At 70.7% G+C, this 15,046-nt stretch carries 13 protein-coding genes; 8 read left to right on the top strand and 5 right to left on the bottom strand.

Going from position 1 to position 15,046, the window contains the following annotated elements:
- Window positions 1-6 precede the first annotated feature (6 nt).
- Window positions 7-1,770 (top strand): S9 family peptidase, encoded by a 1,764-nt coding sequence (locus ACYVF7_RS00905; RefSeq protein WP_460333310.1) that lies wholly within the window; start codon window positions 7-9, stop codon window positions 1,768-1,770.
- Window positions 1,771-1,810: 40 nt separating this feature from the next.
- Here ACYVF7_RS00905 and ACYVF7_RS00900 read toward each other — a convergent pair whose 3' ends face one another.
- Window positions 1,811-2,473 (bottom strand): TetR family transcriptional regulator, encoded by a 663-nt coding sequence (locus ACYVF7_RS00900; protein ID WP_460333307.1) that lies wholly within the window; start codon window positions 2,471-2,473, stop codon window positions 1,811-1,813.
- A 156-nt stretch (window positions 2,474-2,629) separates the two neighbouring features.
- Here ACYVF7_RS00900 and ACYVF7_RS00895 point away from each other — a divergent pair, with 156 nt between their 5' ends.
- Window positions 2,630-3,700, top strand: a complete 1,071-nt coding sequence (locus tag ACYVF7_RS00895; protein ID WP_460333304.1) for a hypothetical protein — start codon at window positions 2,630-2,632, stop codon at window positions 3,698-3,700.
- A 98-nt stretch (window positions 3,701-3,798) separates the two neighbouring features.
- Here the strand turns inward: ACYVF7_RS00895 and ACYVF7_RS00890 are convergent, their stop codons facing one another.
- Window positions 3,799-4,998 carry a CdaR family transcriptional regulator gene (locus ACYVF7_RS00890; RefSeq protein WP_460333301.1) on the bottom strand — a complete coding sequence of 400 codons (1,200 nt, stop codon included), beginning with the start codon at window positions 4,996-4,998 and terminating at the stop codon, window positions 3,799-3,801.
- Between the two features lie 234 nt (window positions 4,999-5,232).
- On the opposite strand from ACYVF7_RS00890, the gene ACYVF7_RS00885 reads away from it, so the two are divergent.
- The 4 genes from ACYVF7_RS00885 to ACYVF7_RS00870 are packed head-to-tail and all read left to right on the top strand — an operon-like array spanning window position 5,233 to window position 9,069.
- On the top strand, window positions 5,233-6,132 hold the full coding sequence (locus tag ACYVF7_RS00885; protein ID WP_460333298.1) for a substrate-binding periplasmic protein: 900 nt from the start codon (window positions 5,233-5,235) through the stop codon (window positions 6,130-6,132).
- 20 nt (window positions 6,133-6,152) lie between these two features.
- On the top strand, window positions 6,153-6,890 hold the full coding sequence (locus ACYVF7_RS00880; RefSeq protein ID WP_460333295.1) for an amino acid ABC transporter permease: 738 nt from the start codon (window positions 6,153-6,155) through the stop codon (window positions 6,888-6,890).
- Entirely contained in the window at window positions 6,887-7,678 is a 792-nt protein-coding gene (locus ACYVF7_RS00875) for an amino acid ABC transporter ATP-binding protein (protein ID WP_460333292.1), read from the top strand. Before ACYVF7_RS00880 ends, ACYVF7_RS00875 begins: the two co-directional genes overlap by 4 nt.
- Window positions 7,675-9,069, top strand: a complete 1,395-nt coding sequence (locus tag ACYVF7_RS00870) for an NAD(P)/FAD-dependent oxidoreductase (protein WP_460333289.1) — start codon at window positions 7,675-7,677, stop codon at window positions 9,067-9,069. Before ACYVF7_RS00875 ends, ACYVF7_RS00870 begins: the two co-directional genes overlap by 4 nt.
- Here ACYVF7_RS00870 and ACYVF7_RS00865 read toward each other — a convergent pair.
- Genes ACYVF7_RS00865 through ACYVF7_RS00855 form a run of 3 tightly spaced genes read right to left on the bottom strand, consistent with a single transcriptional unit; the run spans window position 8,988 to window position 11,950 of the window.
- On the bottom strand, window positions 8,988-9,488 hold the full coding sequence (locus ACYVF7_RS00865) for a GNAT family N-acetyltransferase (protein WP_460333286.1): 501 nt from the start codon (window positions 9,486-9,488) through the stop codon (window positions 8,988-8,990). The genes ACYVF7_RS00870 and ACYVF7_RS00865 overlap by 82 nt on opposite strands.
- Window positions 9,489-9,540: 52 nt before the next feature.
- Entirely contained in the window at window positions 9,541-10,278 is a 738-nt protein-coding gene (locus ACYVF7_RS00860; RefSeq protein ID WP_460333283.1) for a FadR/GntR family transcriptional regulator, read from the bottom strand.
- A 22-nt stretch (window positions 10,279-10,300) separates the two neighbouring features.
- Window positions 10,301-11,950 carry an amino acid permease gene (locus tag ACYVF7_RS00855; protein ID WP_460333281.1) on the bottom strand — a complete coding sequence of 550 codons (1,650 nt, stop codon included), beginning with the start codon at window positions 11,948-11,950 and terminating at the stop codon, window positions 10,301-10,303.
- 300 nt (window positions 11,951-12,250) lie between these two features.
- Between ACYVF7_RS00855 and ACYVF7_RS00850 the strand changes: the two genes are divergently transcribed.
- Entirely contained in the window at window positions 12,251-13,633 is a 1,383-nt protein-coding gene (locus ACYVF7_RS00850; protein ID WP_460333278.1) for a glutamine synthetase family protein, read from the top strand.
- Between the two features lie 23 nt (window positions 13,634-13,656).
- Complete coding sequence (locus tag ACYVF7_RS00845) at window positions 13,657-15,021, top strand: aldehyde dehydrogenase family protein (RefSeq protein ID WP_460333275.1); 1,365 nt, start codon at window positions 13,657-13,659, stop codon at window positions 15,019-15,021.
- Window positions 15,022-15,046 lie beyond the last annotated feature (25 nt).

Below are 15,046 nucleotides of genomic sequence, written 5' to 3'. Positions count from 1 at the left end.
TGACTCATGGTTGACGACGAACGCTGGAAGGCTCGCTTCCGGGCCGCCCGGGTTAGCCTGCCCGGCTGGGCACACGACGCGCCGCACCGCTCGGTGTACCGCTCGAACACCACCGGGACCTGGGAGATCTACACCTGGGACCGGACGACCGACGAACGCCGACAGGTCACCGACCGGCCCAACGGCACCTGGATCGGGGGCATCGACCCGACCGGCGAATGGATCTGGTGGTTCGCCGACACCGACGGGGACGAGTTCGGGGTGTGGCGGCGTCAGCGGTTCGGCGGCGGGGAGGACGCGCCCGCCGTCCCCGCTCTGGAGCCGTCCTACCCCGCCGGCCTCGCCGTGGGATCCAGCGGGCTCGCCGTCATCGGCCGGTCGACGGACGGCGGCACGACGATCCACGTGTGCCCGCCGGGAGCCGACCCGTACGTCCTGTACTCGCACGCCGAGGACGCGTACGCGATCGACCTGTCCGAGGACGAGTCGTTCGTCGCGATCAACCACAGTGAGCACGGCGACAGCCGGCACATGGCGCTGCGGGTCGTGCGCGCGGACGGTGAGACCGTCGCCGACCTGTGGGACGGCCCGGGCAAGGGGCTGGGCGGGCTGTCGTTCTCCCCGGTCGCCGGCGACCAGCGGCTGCTCGTCGAGCACGAGCGGCGCGGCAGGCCGGAGCTGCTGATCTGGAACCCTTCGGGCGGCGACGTGCAGGAGATCGTCCTCGACCTGCCCGGCGAGGTCGGCGCCAACTGGTACCCCGACGGGTCGGCGCTGCTCGTCTCGCACTCCCACCACGCGCGCGACGAGCTGTACCGCTACGACCTGGCGAGCGGCGCGCTGGAGCGGATCGACACGCCGCGTGGGGTGATCGGAGGGGCCACCGCCCGCCCGGACGGCACGGTCGAGTTCTCCTGGTCGTCGTCGGCGTCGCCGCCCGTGATCCGCTCGACGTCGGGCGCGGTGGTGCTGGCCCCGCCCGGTCCGCCCGCGCCCGAGTCGGTGCCGGTCGAGGACGCCTGGGTGACTGGTCCCGGCGGCGACATCCACGCCCTGATCTCCAAGCCGGCGGGCTCGGGTCCGTTCCCGACCGTCTTCGACGTCCACGGCGGGCCGACCGCGTACGACGACGACTCCTTCTCCCCGGACACCGCCGCCTGGGTGGACCACGGCTTCGCCGTCGTCCGCGTCAACTACCGGGGGTCGACGGGATACGGCAGCACGTGGCGCGACGCCATCGAGGGCCGTCCCGGACTGACGGAGCTGGAGGACATCAAGGCGCTCCGCGACTGGGCCGTCTCCTCCGGGCTCGCCGACCCGTCGCGGATCGTGCTCACCGGCGGGTCGTGGGGCGGCTACCTCACCCTCCTCGGCATCGGCACGCAGCCGGGCGACTGGTCGGTCGCGATCGGCATCGTCCCGGTGGCCGACTACCTCGCCGCGTACGAGGACGAGATGGAGGCGCTGCAGGCGTTCGACCGGTCGCTGTTCGGCGGTTCGCCGGCCGACGTCCCCGAGCGGTACGAGGCGTCCTCACCGATCACGTACGTCGAGCAGGTCACCGCACCGGTGCTGGTCATGGCCGGAGAGAACGACCCGCGCTGCCCGATCCGGCAGATCGACAACTACCTCGCCCGGCTGCGGGAGCTGGGCAAGGAGCACGAGGTCTACCGCTACGACGCCGGGCACGGCTCCCTCGTGGTCGAGGAGCGCATCCGGCAGATGGCCGCGACCATCGACTTCGCCCGCAAGCACCTCGACCTGACGTGAGCCCGAGGACCGGCCGGACACGCGGGTCCGGCCGGTCGTGCTATGTACGCAGGTCGCGGTAGGTGGAGAGGGCTTCGCGCACGATGCCCCGCATACCGGGCACCCGCGCCAGGGCGACGAGGCGGTCGATCAGCGGGACCGTGCGCTCGATGAGCCGGTAGGTCTTGGCCGCGTCCGGCGAGCTGTCGTACACCCAGTGCAGGATCACGCCCATCGAGTAGAGCCACAGCAGCTCCGGCAGGTCGGCGCGGATCTCCGCGTCGGCCTTGAGCGTCGAGCCCTCCACGACCTCGCGGTAGACGGCGACGGCTGCCTCGCGGATCGGTGCCGTCTCGGTGCTGAACGGGCTGAGCGGACTCGTCGGCTCGGCCGCGTACTTGAAGAACTTCCCGGCGAACTCCTTGTACGGCTGCAGCACGTCGATGCGCGCGCGGACCACGCCGAGCAGCCGCGCACGGAACTCCCGCTCCCGCTCCAGCACGGCCCGGCACGCCTCGGTGTGGTCGTCCTGGGAGTGCTCGTAGTAGAGCTGGATCAGCTCTTCCTTCGAGGAGAAGTAGTAATAGGCGTTGCCGACGGACACCCCGGCCTCGGCTGCGATCGCCCGCATCGTGGTGGCCTCGTAGCCACGCTCGCGGAACAGCCGCAGGGCGGTCTTCGCGATCAGTTCTCTCGTCTGCTCGGATTTGGTCGGTACGGCCACAGCCGACACTGTACGACTCTCCGCGGACCATCCGTGTCGGTCAGCGACAGGCCATAACTACGTGCGGAATCGGGAAAGCGGCGCGTCCCTTGCCGGAGTGTCGCGCTTGACGCGATCAATGCTGCGACTGGCGCTGCGACAGTACGGGAGGGCTTCATGTCGATTCGCACTACCGTCATCGCCGGCTGCGCCGTGGGGTTCTGCACGTTAATAGCAGGTCCCGCGGCCATGGCGCGCACCCACACCCCGGCGTCGGCCCCGAACCTGCTGCACCAGCGGCTGGTCGGGGCGCTGCTCCGGGCCGGGGGGATCCGCTCGATCTCCTCCGGGCACTGCGCGCGCCGCGCGAACCCGCACTGCACCTCGTTCGAGGGGCTGCGGGCGGCGACGTTCAGCGGGCTGCTGGCGCTGAAGCAGGCCAGCCACTGCCACCTGACCGTCTCCGGTGGTACGGAGGCGGGCCACGCGGCGGGTCGCTTCAGCCACCACACCGGCTACAAGCTCGACGTCCTGCCCAACCGGTGCCTCGACGGCTACATCCCGCGCCACTTCCAGCGTGTCGCGACGCGGGCCGACGGCGCGGCGCAGTATCGCGGGCCGGGGCGGGTGACGCTCGCGCGCGAGGGGTCCCACTGGGACATGACCTTCGGTGCCGCTCCGGGCTCGCCGATCGGGCACAAGGGCGTCAAGCCCCCGGCCGATCGGGGAGAGCTCAGGCCGGGTATCGGGCAGGGCGAGGACAAGCCGATGACCGGGCGCGACGACGAGCTCCCGATCGGCGGCCCGGACGACGACGCCCTCACCGGCGACGGAGCCGAGAAGAGCGGAAGCGGTAAGGCCGTTCCCACGGCCGGAAGCGGAAAGACCGTCCCTGCGGCCGGGAGCGGAAAGACCGTCCCCACCACCGGGAGCGGTAAGACCGTCCCCGCCACCGGGGACAGCAAGGTCGTTCCCGCGGCCGGAACCGGAACCGGCACCGGAACCGGCAAGACGGTCCCCGCGACCGGAAGCGACAGGACCGGCACCGGGAGCGGGGACGCGAAGGCCGCGCCCCGGACCGGCAAGGAGGAAGGACCGGGTACGCGACACGGCGCCCACAGCCATCGGCTGAGGCACGGGGCCCCACCGTCGGTGGGCGCGCCCCGGGCCGCCGAGGACAGGACGGGCCACCGGCACGCCGATGTCGGCACGGGATGGTTCGACCCTGAGGATGACGACGACGACTGAGGGTTTCCCGTGAAACATGGGAGGCGGGGTCAGACGGACCGGGTCCGGCTGACCCCGCCGCTCTGCGCGGCTGGGACGTTCGGCCGCGTCCGCAGTCGTCAATCGTCCAGGTGATCCGCCACGCAGGCCAGGTAGAAGGCCAGGCGGTCCGCGTCGCCGTCGGCCCGGTCGCCCTCCCGGCGAGCGATCTTGTCGAGCCGGTAGACCAGCGTGTTGCGGTGGATGTTCAGCGCGGCCGCGGTCCTGACGAGGTTGAAGCCGTGCTCGGTCCACACGGTGATCGTCTGGCGGAGCACGGGCCAGTCGGGGCGCTCGCACAACTCCCCGACGTACGTCTCGGCGAACCGCCTGCGCACCCGGTGCGGAACCGCCGCGAGCAACTGATGCACCCGCAGTTCGTCGATGGAATGCACCGAGGTCGCGGGCCGTGTCCGCGATCCGAGCCGCAGCGCGGCCTTCGCGTCCTCGTAGGAGTCGCGCAGCTCCGGCACCGAGGCGGCGAGCCCGCCGATGCCGACCCTCGCGGACAGGCCGAGCCGGCGCTGGACATTGTCGACGAGTCCGCGGCCCAGTGACCGCACGCCGGACGGATCGTCCGCGGCGGGCCTGACCGAACCCCGGTGGAACACGGCGAACCGACCGGCCGCCACCGCGGCGACGAGGTCCTGTGGAGAGGCGAACGTCTCCCGGATGAGGCGCAGCAGCGTCGACCGCAGGTGGTGGCCGTCGGGCGGGACGGCCGTGGCGGCGTCCTCGAGCTCGAGGATCATCGCCGTCCGCGGGACATCCAGGTCATAGCCGAGTTCCTCGGCGCGGAGTGCCAGCTCTTCGGGGGTGACCAGGTCGGCGTCGAAGTGCGCGATGTCGCGGACGAGGTCCTCCAGGACGCGTTCGCGCAGCAGGTGGGACCGCAGCAGCAGCGACTCCCGCAGGAGGATCTCGGTCTGCCGCTGGACGACCAGCCCGAACCGCCGCACCTGTGCCGGCGCGCCGGTGATGCCCACGGTGCCGGCCGCCTGCCCGTCGATGACGATGGGCAGGGTGACGCCCGGCCGTACGCCGCGCAGGAGGCGGGCCTGCCCCACCGTGTGCGTCGCGGCCCGGAGCGTCCGCATGACCTCCACCGACGCCTCATGGAAGGAGCCGATGCGCCCGGCGTCCCCGCTCCCGATGACCACGCCGTCCGGGTCGGTGACCAGGACGTTGAATCCGATGATGGCGCTGGTGTCGCCGGCGATCTCCTGCGCCAGCGCGGGGGTCAGCGCCGAATGCCATCCCGGCCCGAGCCCCTGGGACATGCGCGCTCCTCGGTCGTACGTGTCGTACGAGCACAGGGCCCTATTTACTCACATGTTCGTACGAATCGGCTAATGACCTGGGCCGATGCCCCTCTCTACCGTGTACGCAATCGACGGCGGAGGCCGGCCAGAGCACGGTCCGGCGGGCCCTCGCGACGTCGGGAGACCCCTCCTCAGAGTTAGGCCGACGTACTCATGTGGTGGAGAAGAACCCGGCCCGGACCCCGCGCCCTCATGGCCGCCACGGCGGCGCTGACCGCCCTCGGCTCCCTCAGCGCCTGCGGTGGCTCCGCCGACGGAAGCAGCGCGAAGTCAACGTCCAACCCGTACAACACCCTCAAGCCCGGCGTGCTCAAGGTGACCATCGAGCCGTACCAGCCGTACACCGCCCGCCAGGGCGACAAGCTCGTCGGCATCGACAGCGAGATCCTGCAGGCCGCCGCACGCAAGCTGAACCTGAAGATCGAAACCCAGGTCACCGACTTCAACGGCATGCTCGGCAGCATCCAGAGCCGCCGCGCCGACATCACGATCGGCGGCATCGCCTGGACGAAGAAACGGCAGGAGCAGGGCCTGTTCACCGACCCGCCGTACTACTCGCCGCCGGCCATGGCCGTGCACAGCGGCAAGCAGTACTCCACGGTCCAGAGCCTGCAGGGCCTGAGTCTCGGCACCGTCACCGGCTACGTGTGGGTCGACTCGATCAAGGCGATCCCGGGCGCGAAGCTGCACGCCTACCCCAACGCGCAGGGGGTGTTCAACGACCTGTCCGCCGGCCGCATCCAGGTGGGCTTCCTGGACCCGCTGCTGGTGATCTACACCCAGCGGAAGCGGCCCGACATGAAATTCACGACGCAGTACCTCACGCCGCCGACCGACGCCGAGGTCAAGCAGAAGCCCGCGTACGACGCCCTCCGGCCGTACATGACGAGCTTCTACATCCCCAAGCAGGAGCCGAAGCTGGAGCAGGCGATCTCGGCGCAGATCCGGCAGATGTACACGGACGGCGAGATGACGGCGCTGATCAAGAAGTACGGCGGCGACCCGAACCAGTTCCTCAAGCCCTCCCCGTGGATGGCGGGTCAGCGGCAGGGCGTCGACCGGCCGGCCGGGTGGCAGCCCCCGTCGATCTGACGACGAGCGGAAGGACCGCGATGTTCAAGGTTCCCTGGTCCGACTACACCGGCTCGCTGGTGCAAGGACTGCTGCACACGCTGGAGTACACGGCGCTCGGCTTCGCGGGCGCCGTGATCCTCGGGCTCGCCGTCGCCCTCCTGCGGATGAACCGCCTGCGGATCGTACGCCTCCCGGCGACGATCTACACCGAGGTGTTCAAGAACATCCCGTTGCTCGCGATCATCTTCATCACCTACTTCGGGCTGACCTCCGTGGGCGTGAAGCTCAGTGCGCTGGCGGCCGGGTCGCTCAGCATGGTGGTCTTCTACGCGGCGTACCTCTCGGAGATCTTCCGATCCGCGCTCGCCGGCGTCCACGACGGCCAGCGGGAGAGCGCTCACGCCCTCGGCCTGAGCGGCCTCCGCACCCTCACCCACGTGATCTTCCCGCAGGCGCTGCGCCTGGCCCTGCCGGGTACCAACACGATGCTGGTGGACCTGCTCAAGTCGACCTCGCTGCTCGTGACGATCTCCGCGGCGGAGCTGATGACCCAGGCGCAGCTCATCACCTCCGACACGTTCCGCGCTCTGGAGGTCTACATCGTCATCGCGGCGATCTACTTCGCCGTCTGTTACCCCCTGTCCCAGGCGCTGCTCTGGCTGGAACGGCGGGTGCGCGCGGGGGCGCCGCTGTTCCCGGGGCGACGCCGGCGCCTGCGCAAGGCCCGCGCGCTGCTCGCCATCGCCGAGGCCGAGCCTGCGCTGGAGGCGAAATGACAATCGAAAGGCCCGCCGTGGCGAAGACCGCTCAGCCCGCCGGCGACCGCCCCGTCGTACGGATCGACGGTCTCGGCAAGTCGTTCGACGGCCGGGTCGTCCTCGACGACATCGGCCTGGACGTACGATCCGGCGACATCGTCAGCATCCTCGGCGCGAGCGGGGGCGGCAAGAGCACCCTGCTGCGCTGCGTCAACCTGCTCGAACGGCCGGATCGGGGGACCATCGAGGTCGCCGGCGAGCCGGTCTTCGCGAACGGCCGTGTCGCGTCCGGCGACCTGGCCCGCCTGCGGCAGCGCGTCGGCATGGTGTTCCAGCGGTTCCACCTGTTCCCGCACCTCACCGCCGTCGAGAACGTCGTGCTCGCGCAGATCAAGGCGGCCGGCGTCGGCGAGGACGAGGCGATCGCCACGGCCGTGCGCCTGCTCCGCCGGGTCGGGCTCGCGCACCGCGCGCTCGCCTTTCCCGAGCAGATGTCCGGCGGCGAGCAACAGCGGGTGGCGATCGCCCGCGCGCTCGCGCTCCGGCCCGCCGTGCTGCTCTTCGACGAGCCGACCTCGGCGCTCGACCCGGAGTCGACCGGGGAGGTGCTCCGCGTCATGCGCGACCTCGCCGACGACGGCATGACGATGATGATCGTCACGCACGAGGTCCCGTTCGCACGGGAGATCTCCGACTGGGTGGCCTTCATCGACAGCGGACGCGTCGTCGAGGAGGGCTCCGCGGCGCAGGTGCTGGACGACCCGCGGCAGGCCCGTACGCAGGCCTTCCTCCGGAGGACCAGGTGAACGCCCTGTCTGCGGAAAGCCGTGCCCCGGTCGTCGTCATCGGCGGCGGAGCGATCGGGCTGTGCACCGCCTTCCACCTCCGGCGCCTCGGCGTCCCGGTGCACGTCGTCGACCGGGGGCCCGTCGGGGGCGGCTCCTCGTGGGGCAACGCCGGCTGGGTCTGCCTCAGCCACTCCGCACCGGTTCCGGCGCCGGGGGTGATCTGGTACGCCGCGCGGTCCATCGGCCGGCCTGACTCCCCGCTCTACCTGCGCCTCCAGCCCACACCGGCGTTCCTCCGCTGGCTGGTGCTTTTCCAGCGCAGCTGCGCCCGTACGGCCTTCGACCGCGGGTACGCGGCCGTCGCCGAGTTCGCCCAGGCCACCTTCGAGCGCTTCGCCGAACTCGCCGACGCCGGCGTGGTGACCACGCTGACCCGCCCCGGTCTCGTCCACGCCTACTCGTCCATGGCGGAGGCGCGGCGGACGCACGCGGTCCAGCGGGCGATGGCGTGGGCCGGGTACGACGTCCCCGGCGAGATCCTCACCGGCAAGGAGGCCATGGCGCTGGATCCCGCCCTCGGCGGCAAGGTCGAGGCGGGCTACCTCGTCCCCGGCGAAGGCGTCGTGGACCCGACCGCCTTCGTGGCCTCGCTCGCCGACCGGCTGCGGCACGACGGCGTCGGCTTCACCGAGCACGAGGCGGTCCGCGGTTTCCACCTCCGCGACGGCCGGGTCGCGGCGCTGCGCACCACGGGCGGCGACATCGAGTGCTCCTCCGTCGTCGTGGCCGCCGGCGCCTGGTCGGTGGACCTCCTGCGGTGGCTCGGCGTACGCCTGCCGTTGCAGGCGGGCAAGGGTTACAGCTTCTCCGTCGACCTCGACCCGGCTCCCGAACATCCGCTGTACCTCGGCGACAAGCACCTGGCGGTCTCGCCCATCGGGGGCGCCACCCGCATCGCCGGGACGATGGAGCTCAGCGGCAACAACCGGCGGCTCGACTGGCGGCGTGTCGTCGCGATCGCGCACGCCAGCCGCGACTACCTCGGTCACTGGTACGACAACGCCGACGACCTCATGGCCCTCATCCACGATCCGTGGGTCGGCGGACGGCCCATGATGCCGGACGGGCTGCCCGTGCTCGACCGGGTGCCCGGCAGCCCGAACGCGTACGTGGCCACCGGTCACGGCATGCTCGGGATCACGCTCGCGCCGGTGACCGGCAAGGCGATGGCGGACTACGTCGTGACCGGCCGGCGCCCGGCCGAACTCGCCGCGTTCCGCGCCGACCGGTTCCGCGGCCTGCCCAGCGCGCCGGCCGGGCGGGGGCATCAGATCCGTCGGAACAGCACCTGGCCGGGCCAGGTACCGACCGAGAACGTCTCGGCCGTGGTGAAGCCGTTGCCGCGGTAGTAGTCGACCAGGCGGCCGTCGTTGCCGGCGTAGCAGTCGACGCGAAGCAGCCCGACGCCCAGGCGCCGGGCCTCCCCGCAGGCATGTTCGAGCAGCGCGGCGCCCATGCCGTGGCCCGCGAAGGGGCGGGAGGTGACGAGCCAGTTGATGTACAGCTCCGGCTCATCGGCGGCCGGGACGTGACGCGGCGCCACCGGTGAGACGATCATGGCGCCCGCCGGTGCCTCCTCGATCTCGGCGATCCAGGTGGTGCCGGTGCGGGCCTTGTCGGTGATGCTCCGCACCTGTTCCGGGTTGGCCGACCACGGCTCGGTGCCCCACTGATCCGTACGGCCGAGGGCGGTCAGCCAGGCCACCGCGCCGTCCAGCATCTCCATGATCGCTGGCACGTCGGCCACTCCGCCCTGACGGATCCTCACTCTTCCGGCTCCTTCCGCTCGGTGGGTCTGCTGCCGCGCGCCGGCGGCCCGGTCAGGTCAGGAAGCCGCGGAGCAGCGCGCCGGTGCCCTCCAGGTGCTCGGTGATAGCGCGGCGCGCCGCCTCCGGGTCGCCGTCCAGGATGGCGTTCACGATCGCGGCGTGCTGCGTCGAAGCGTGCTCGATGTTGCGCTGCAGCACCGGGATGGCGTTGAGCAGGTCGTTCAGCCGCATCCGGGCGTCCGCGCAGGCACCGGCGAGCAGTGGCGAGCCGGTCAGCTCGGCGATCGTCAGATGGAACCGGGTGTCGAGCCGCCGGTAGTCCTCGGGCGCCGCCGTGTCGGCGTCCCGCAGGCACGACCGGAGCCGGTCGATCTGCTCGTCGCGCAGTCGTTGGCCGGCCAGTTGCTGCCCCGCCCCGGTCTCGACCGCCATGCGGTAGATCAGGGCGTCGCTGAGCTCCTCGCCCATGCCCGCGGCGACCCGCTCCAGGTCGCCACGGCGCGGGGCTCGGGGCCGGTAGGTCACGAAGGTCCCGCCGAACCTGCCGCGCCGGGACTCGACGTATCCCTCCTCCTGCAGGGCGCGGATCGCCTCGCGCAGCGTGACGCGGCTGATGCCCAGCTGCGGGGCGAGCTCCCGCTCCGGAGGGAGACGCTCGCCGTGGCCGACCACCCCGAGTTTGATCGCCTGGAGGAGACGCTCCACCGTCTCCTCGAAGGCGTTGCCCGCGCGGACGGGCCGGAAGACCGTCGAGGGCGCCAGAGCGGCCGGCTCCCGCTCGTCACTCAACGAAGACCGCCCTTCATGCGCATCAGCGTAATGCCGACGGCGATGCGGACAGCTGGGCCGTCGCGCACCGCCGGGCGGGCCGTTCGCCCGCCCGGCGGGCGTGGTCAGGCCTGCGACGCTTCGGGGGCGGGGCCGCCGGCCCGTCGGCGATCGTCGGCGCCGGCTCGTCGGTGTCGATCGTCCGGCGGGGTCCGGTGAACCAGGTTCGCGCCGACAGCGCCCACCAGCCACCGACCAGGGCCAGCACGACGCCGAGAGCGATCGGGGCGTAGTTCACCGCGCTCCAGTCCCATTTCTTGTTGCCGGGGACGCCGGCCGGAGCGAGCGGCAGGATGAAGTAGATCGAGATCACGGCGATCTCGATGATCGCGATCCAGCCGAACAGCTTGTACTTGCGTCCGAGTGTCCACGGCCCCGGCTGGAACCGGTCGCCCATCCGTACCCGCAGGTAGATGGGGATGAGGAAGGCCAGGTACAGACCGATGACCGCGATGGACACGACGGCGTAGAACGCGACGGGCGTTCCGGTCGGGCTCTTGTAGAGCGCCGGGAGGGTGAGGATGAGAGCCGCGATCGAACCCATGATGATCGCGTTCACCGGCGTCCGGTTCTTGTCCACCTTCGACCAGAGCCGCCAGCCGGGCACGCCGCGGTCCCGCGAGAAGGCGTACGTCATCCGGGACATGCTCGTCACGCAGCTCATGCCGCAGTAGAACTGGCCGATCACCGAGATGGCGATCACGATCTTGGCGAGCGCGGGGCTGAGCGCACTGGTGAAGATCGCCGGTGCGAAGCCCTGTGCGGCGTTGATGCCCTTGACGTCCGTGGCGGCGAACAGGAAGGACAGCAGCAGGATCCAGCCGCCGACCGCGGAGTAGGCGATGGACCGCCACAGTCCCTTCGCGGCGGTGCGCGCGGCGTCCTGGGTCTCCTCCGACACGTGCGCGCACGCGTCGAACCCGGTGATCGTGTACTGCGTCAGCAGGAAGCCCAGCGGCAGCACGTAGAACCAGTAGGTCCCGCCGGAGAAGCCCGAGTTGTTGATCCGCTCGGTGAACACGAACTTCAGGCTCTGGTGCGAGTCCGGGCCGAACACCAGGATGAGCACGATCGCGGCGACGCCGAACACGTGCCACCAGACGGAGATGTTCTGCAGGATCGCGACGAGGTGGTGCCCATAGATGTTGATCAGCGCGTGCAGGGCCAGGATGACCAGGAACAGCACGAAGACGAAGCCGAGGCCGCCGTCCCAGCCCTTGTGCAGCATGCCGAGCAGGACGTTGAGGAACGTCGCGCAGCCGTAGTCGACCGACGCGGTGACGGCGATGAGGCCGATCAGGTTGAGCCAGCCGGTGAACCAGCCGTGCACCGGCTTGCCCATCGTGGCCGCCCACCAGTAGATGCCGCCGGCGGTCGGATAGGCCGAGACCAGCTCGGACATGCAGAACCCGATGATCAGGATGAACCCGGCGATGAGCGGCCAGCCCCAGGTGATGGCGACGGGACCGCCGTTGTTCCACGCCTGCCCGAAGGTCGTGAAGCACCCGGACAGGATCGAGATGATCGAGAAGGAGATGGCGAAGTTGGAGAAGCCGCTCCAGGACCGCTCCAACTCCTGTTTGTAACCGAGTTCTGCGAGTCGTCTGGCGTCATCGTCGAGACCGGTGGCCATGGGGCCTCCTCGGATCGGGGGTGGTGGAGGTCGGGGGTCGGCCGGCGCGCGCCGGGTCTGCAGAGCGGAGGGGGTCTTGGACTGTCCGTAACCCGTTCGAAACACGGCCCGTAGCGGCCCTTTCACTGTTCCGGAAGTGTGCGAGCCGGAAGACCTCCCGTCAAGGGGGTACTTATTCGGCCGTGGAATTCACCGGCGACGCCAGGGGGTTGACAGATGCCCAGGTCTAGCCATCAATGGTTCTAAACCAAACCATTCCCCCTGGGCCACCCCCGGTCCGGCGTCCGGAGAGGACGAAGCGTGGTCGACCGAGGTCTGCTCACACTCGAGCAACTCAAGGACGAGGCGGCGGCGGGCCTGATCGACACGGTCCTCATCGTCATCCCCGACATGCAGGGACGGCTGCAGGGCAAGCGCCTGTCCGCCCGGTTCTTCCTGGAGGAGGTGGCCGGGCACGGCTCGGAGGGGTGCAACTACCTCCTCGCGGTGGACGTCGACATGAACACCGTCGGCGGGTACGCGATGTCCTCCTGGGAGCGCGGCTACGGCGACTTCGTCATGCGCCCGGACCTGGCCACCCTGCGCCGCATCCCCTGGCACGACGGGACCGTGATGGTGTTCGCGGACCTGGAGTGGGGTGGCGAGGCGCACGATGCGGCACAAGGCGCCGACGTGGTCGCCGCGCCGCGGCAGATCCTGCGCCGCCAGCTCGACCGGCTCGCGCAGCGCGGCTGGGGGGCCTACGTCGGCACCGAGCTGGAGTTCATCGTCTACCAGGAGTCGTACGAAGAGGCGTGGAACCGCCGGTATCAGGACCTGACACCGGCGAACCAGTACAACGTCGACTACTCGGTGCTCGGGACCTCGCGCGTGGAACCGCTGCTGCGCCGGATCCGGAATGCCATGGACGGCGCCGGGATGTACGTCGAGTCGGCGAAGGGCGAGTGCAACCTCGGCCAGCACGAGATCGCCTTCCGGTACACCGACGCGCTGTCCACCTGCGACAACCACGCGCTCTACAAGACCGGCGCCAAGGAGATCGCCGCCCAGGCCGGCATGTCGATCACGTACATGGCCAAGCCGAACGAGCGGGAGGGCAACTCCTGCCACATCCACATCTCGCTGCGGTCCGCCGACGGCACGCCGGTGATGGCCGGCGACGGACCGTACGGGCTGTCGCCGCTGGGCGAGCACTTCATCGCGGGGCAGTTGGCCTGTATCAGGGACTTCACGCTGCTGTACGCGCCGAACATCAACTCCTACAAGCGGTACGCGCCGGGCTCGTTCGCGCCCACCGCGCTCAAGTGGGGGCTGGACAACCGGACCTGCGCGCTGCGGCTCGTCGGGCACGGCCCGTCGCTGCGCATCGAGAACCGCGTGCCCGGCGGCGACGTCAACCCGTACCTGGCCGTGGCCGCCCTGGTCGCCGCGGGCCTGCACGGCATCGAGAGCGAGCTGCCGCTGGAGGACCCGTTCGCCGGCAACGCCTACGCGGCCGACGCGGAGCAGGTACGCCCGACGCTGCGCGAGGCGTACGAGGACTGGTGCAAGAGCTCCCTGGCCCGCGAGGCGTTCGGCGACGAGGTCGTCGAGCACTACGCCAACAACGCGCGCGTCGAACTCGACGCCTACGACCGGGCGATCACCGACTGGGAGCTGTTCCGCGGCTTCGAGCGGCTCTGACCAGGCATCCGGGGAGACAGATCGTGACCGACTTCAAAGTGATCAATCCGGCGACGGAAGAGGTCGTCGAGTCCGTGTCGATGGCGAGTGCCGGAGAGGTCGACGCCGCCGTCGAGCGCGCCGCCGCGGCGCATGAGACCTGGCGGAACGTCGCGCCCGGCGACCGCGCGCGGCTGCTGCGCGCCTTCGCCGCCAAGGTCGAGGAGAACATCGACGCGCTGGCCGCCCTGGAGATCGCGAACGCGGGCCACCCCGTCGGCCAGGCCCGCTGGGAGGCCGGGAACGTCCGCGACGTGCTGACGTACTACGCGGCCGCGCCGGAGCGTCAGTTCGGACGGCAGATCCCGGTCGCCGGCGGGCTCAACGTGACCTTCCAGGAGCCCCTGGGCGTGATCGGCGTGATCGTGCCGTGGAACTTCCCGATGCCGATCATGGCGTGGGGAATGGCGCCCGCCCTGGCCGCCGGCAACACCGTCATCGTCAAGCCCGCCGAGGCGACGCCGCTCACCGCCCTCCACATCGGCCGGCTCGCCCTGGAGGCCGGCCTGCCGGAAGGCGTCCTGCAGGTGGTGCCCGGCGAGGGCCCGGTCGCCGGGCAACGGCTCGTCGAGCATCCCGGAGTCCGGAAGATCGTCTTCACCGGATCGACCAGGGTCGGCAAGCAGATCATGGCGGCCTGCGCCACGGACGTGAAACGGCTCACCCTGGAGCTGGGCGGCAAGAGCGCCAACATCGTCTTCGCCGACGCCGACCTGGAGCAGGCGGCGGCGACCGCGCCGTACGCCGTGTTCGACAACGCCGGGCAGGACTGCTGCGCGCGCTCGCGGATCCTCGTCCAGCGCGACGTGTACGACCGGTTCATGGAACTGCTGGAGCCGGCGGTGCTGGGCGTGCGGGTCGGCGATCCGCAGGCCGAGGACACCGAGGTCGGCCCGTTGATCAGCGCCGCCCAGCGGGAGCGGGTGCGCGGCTACGTCGCCGGTGACATCGCAATCCAGGGGCGATGCCCGGAAGGTCCGGGTTTCTGGTTCCCGCCGACCGTGCTCGCGCCCGCGCCGGATGACGAGGCGTTCCGGCGGGCCTGGAACGACGAGATCTTCGGGCCGGTCGTGAGCGTCCTGCCGTTCGACGACGAGGCCGACGCCGTACGGATCGCCAACGACACGGCGTACGGCCTGTCGGGATCGATCTGGACCCGCGACGTGAGCCGCGCCCTTCGCCTCGCGCGGGCGATCGAGGCCGGCAACCTGTCGGTCAACTCCCACTCTTCGGTGCGGTACTGGACGCCCTTCGGCGGGTTCAAGCAGTCCGGGCTCGGCCGCGAGCTCGGCCCCGACGCGCTCGCCGCCTTCACCGAGACCAAGAACGTCTTCATCGCCACCGGCTGATCACAGCTTCACCATCGGAGGGAAC

Source organism: Actinoallomurus acanthiterrae, assembly GCF_054775715.1.
Note: the sequence above shows the minus strand (reverse complement) of the source record. Positions and strands in the feature narration are given on the sequence as shown.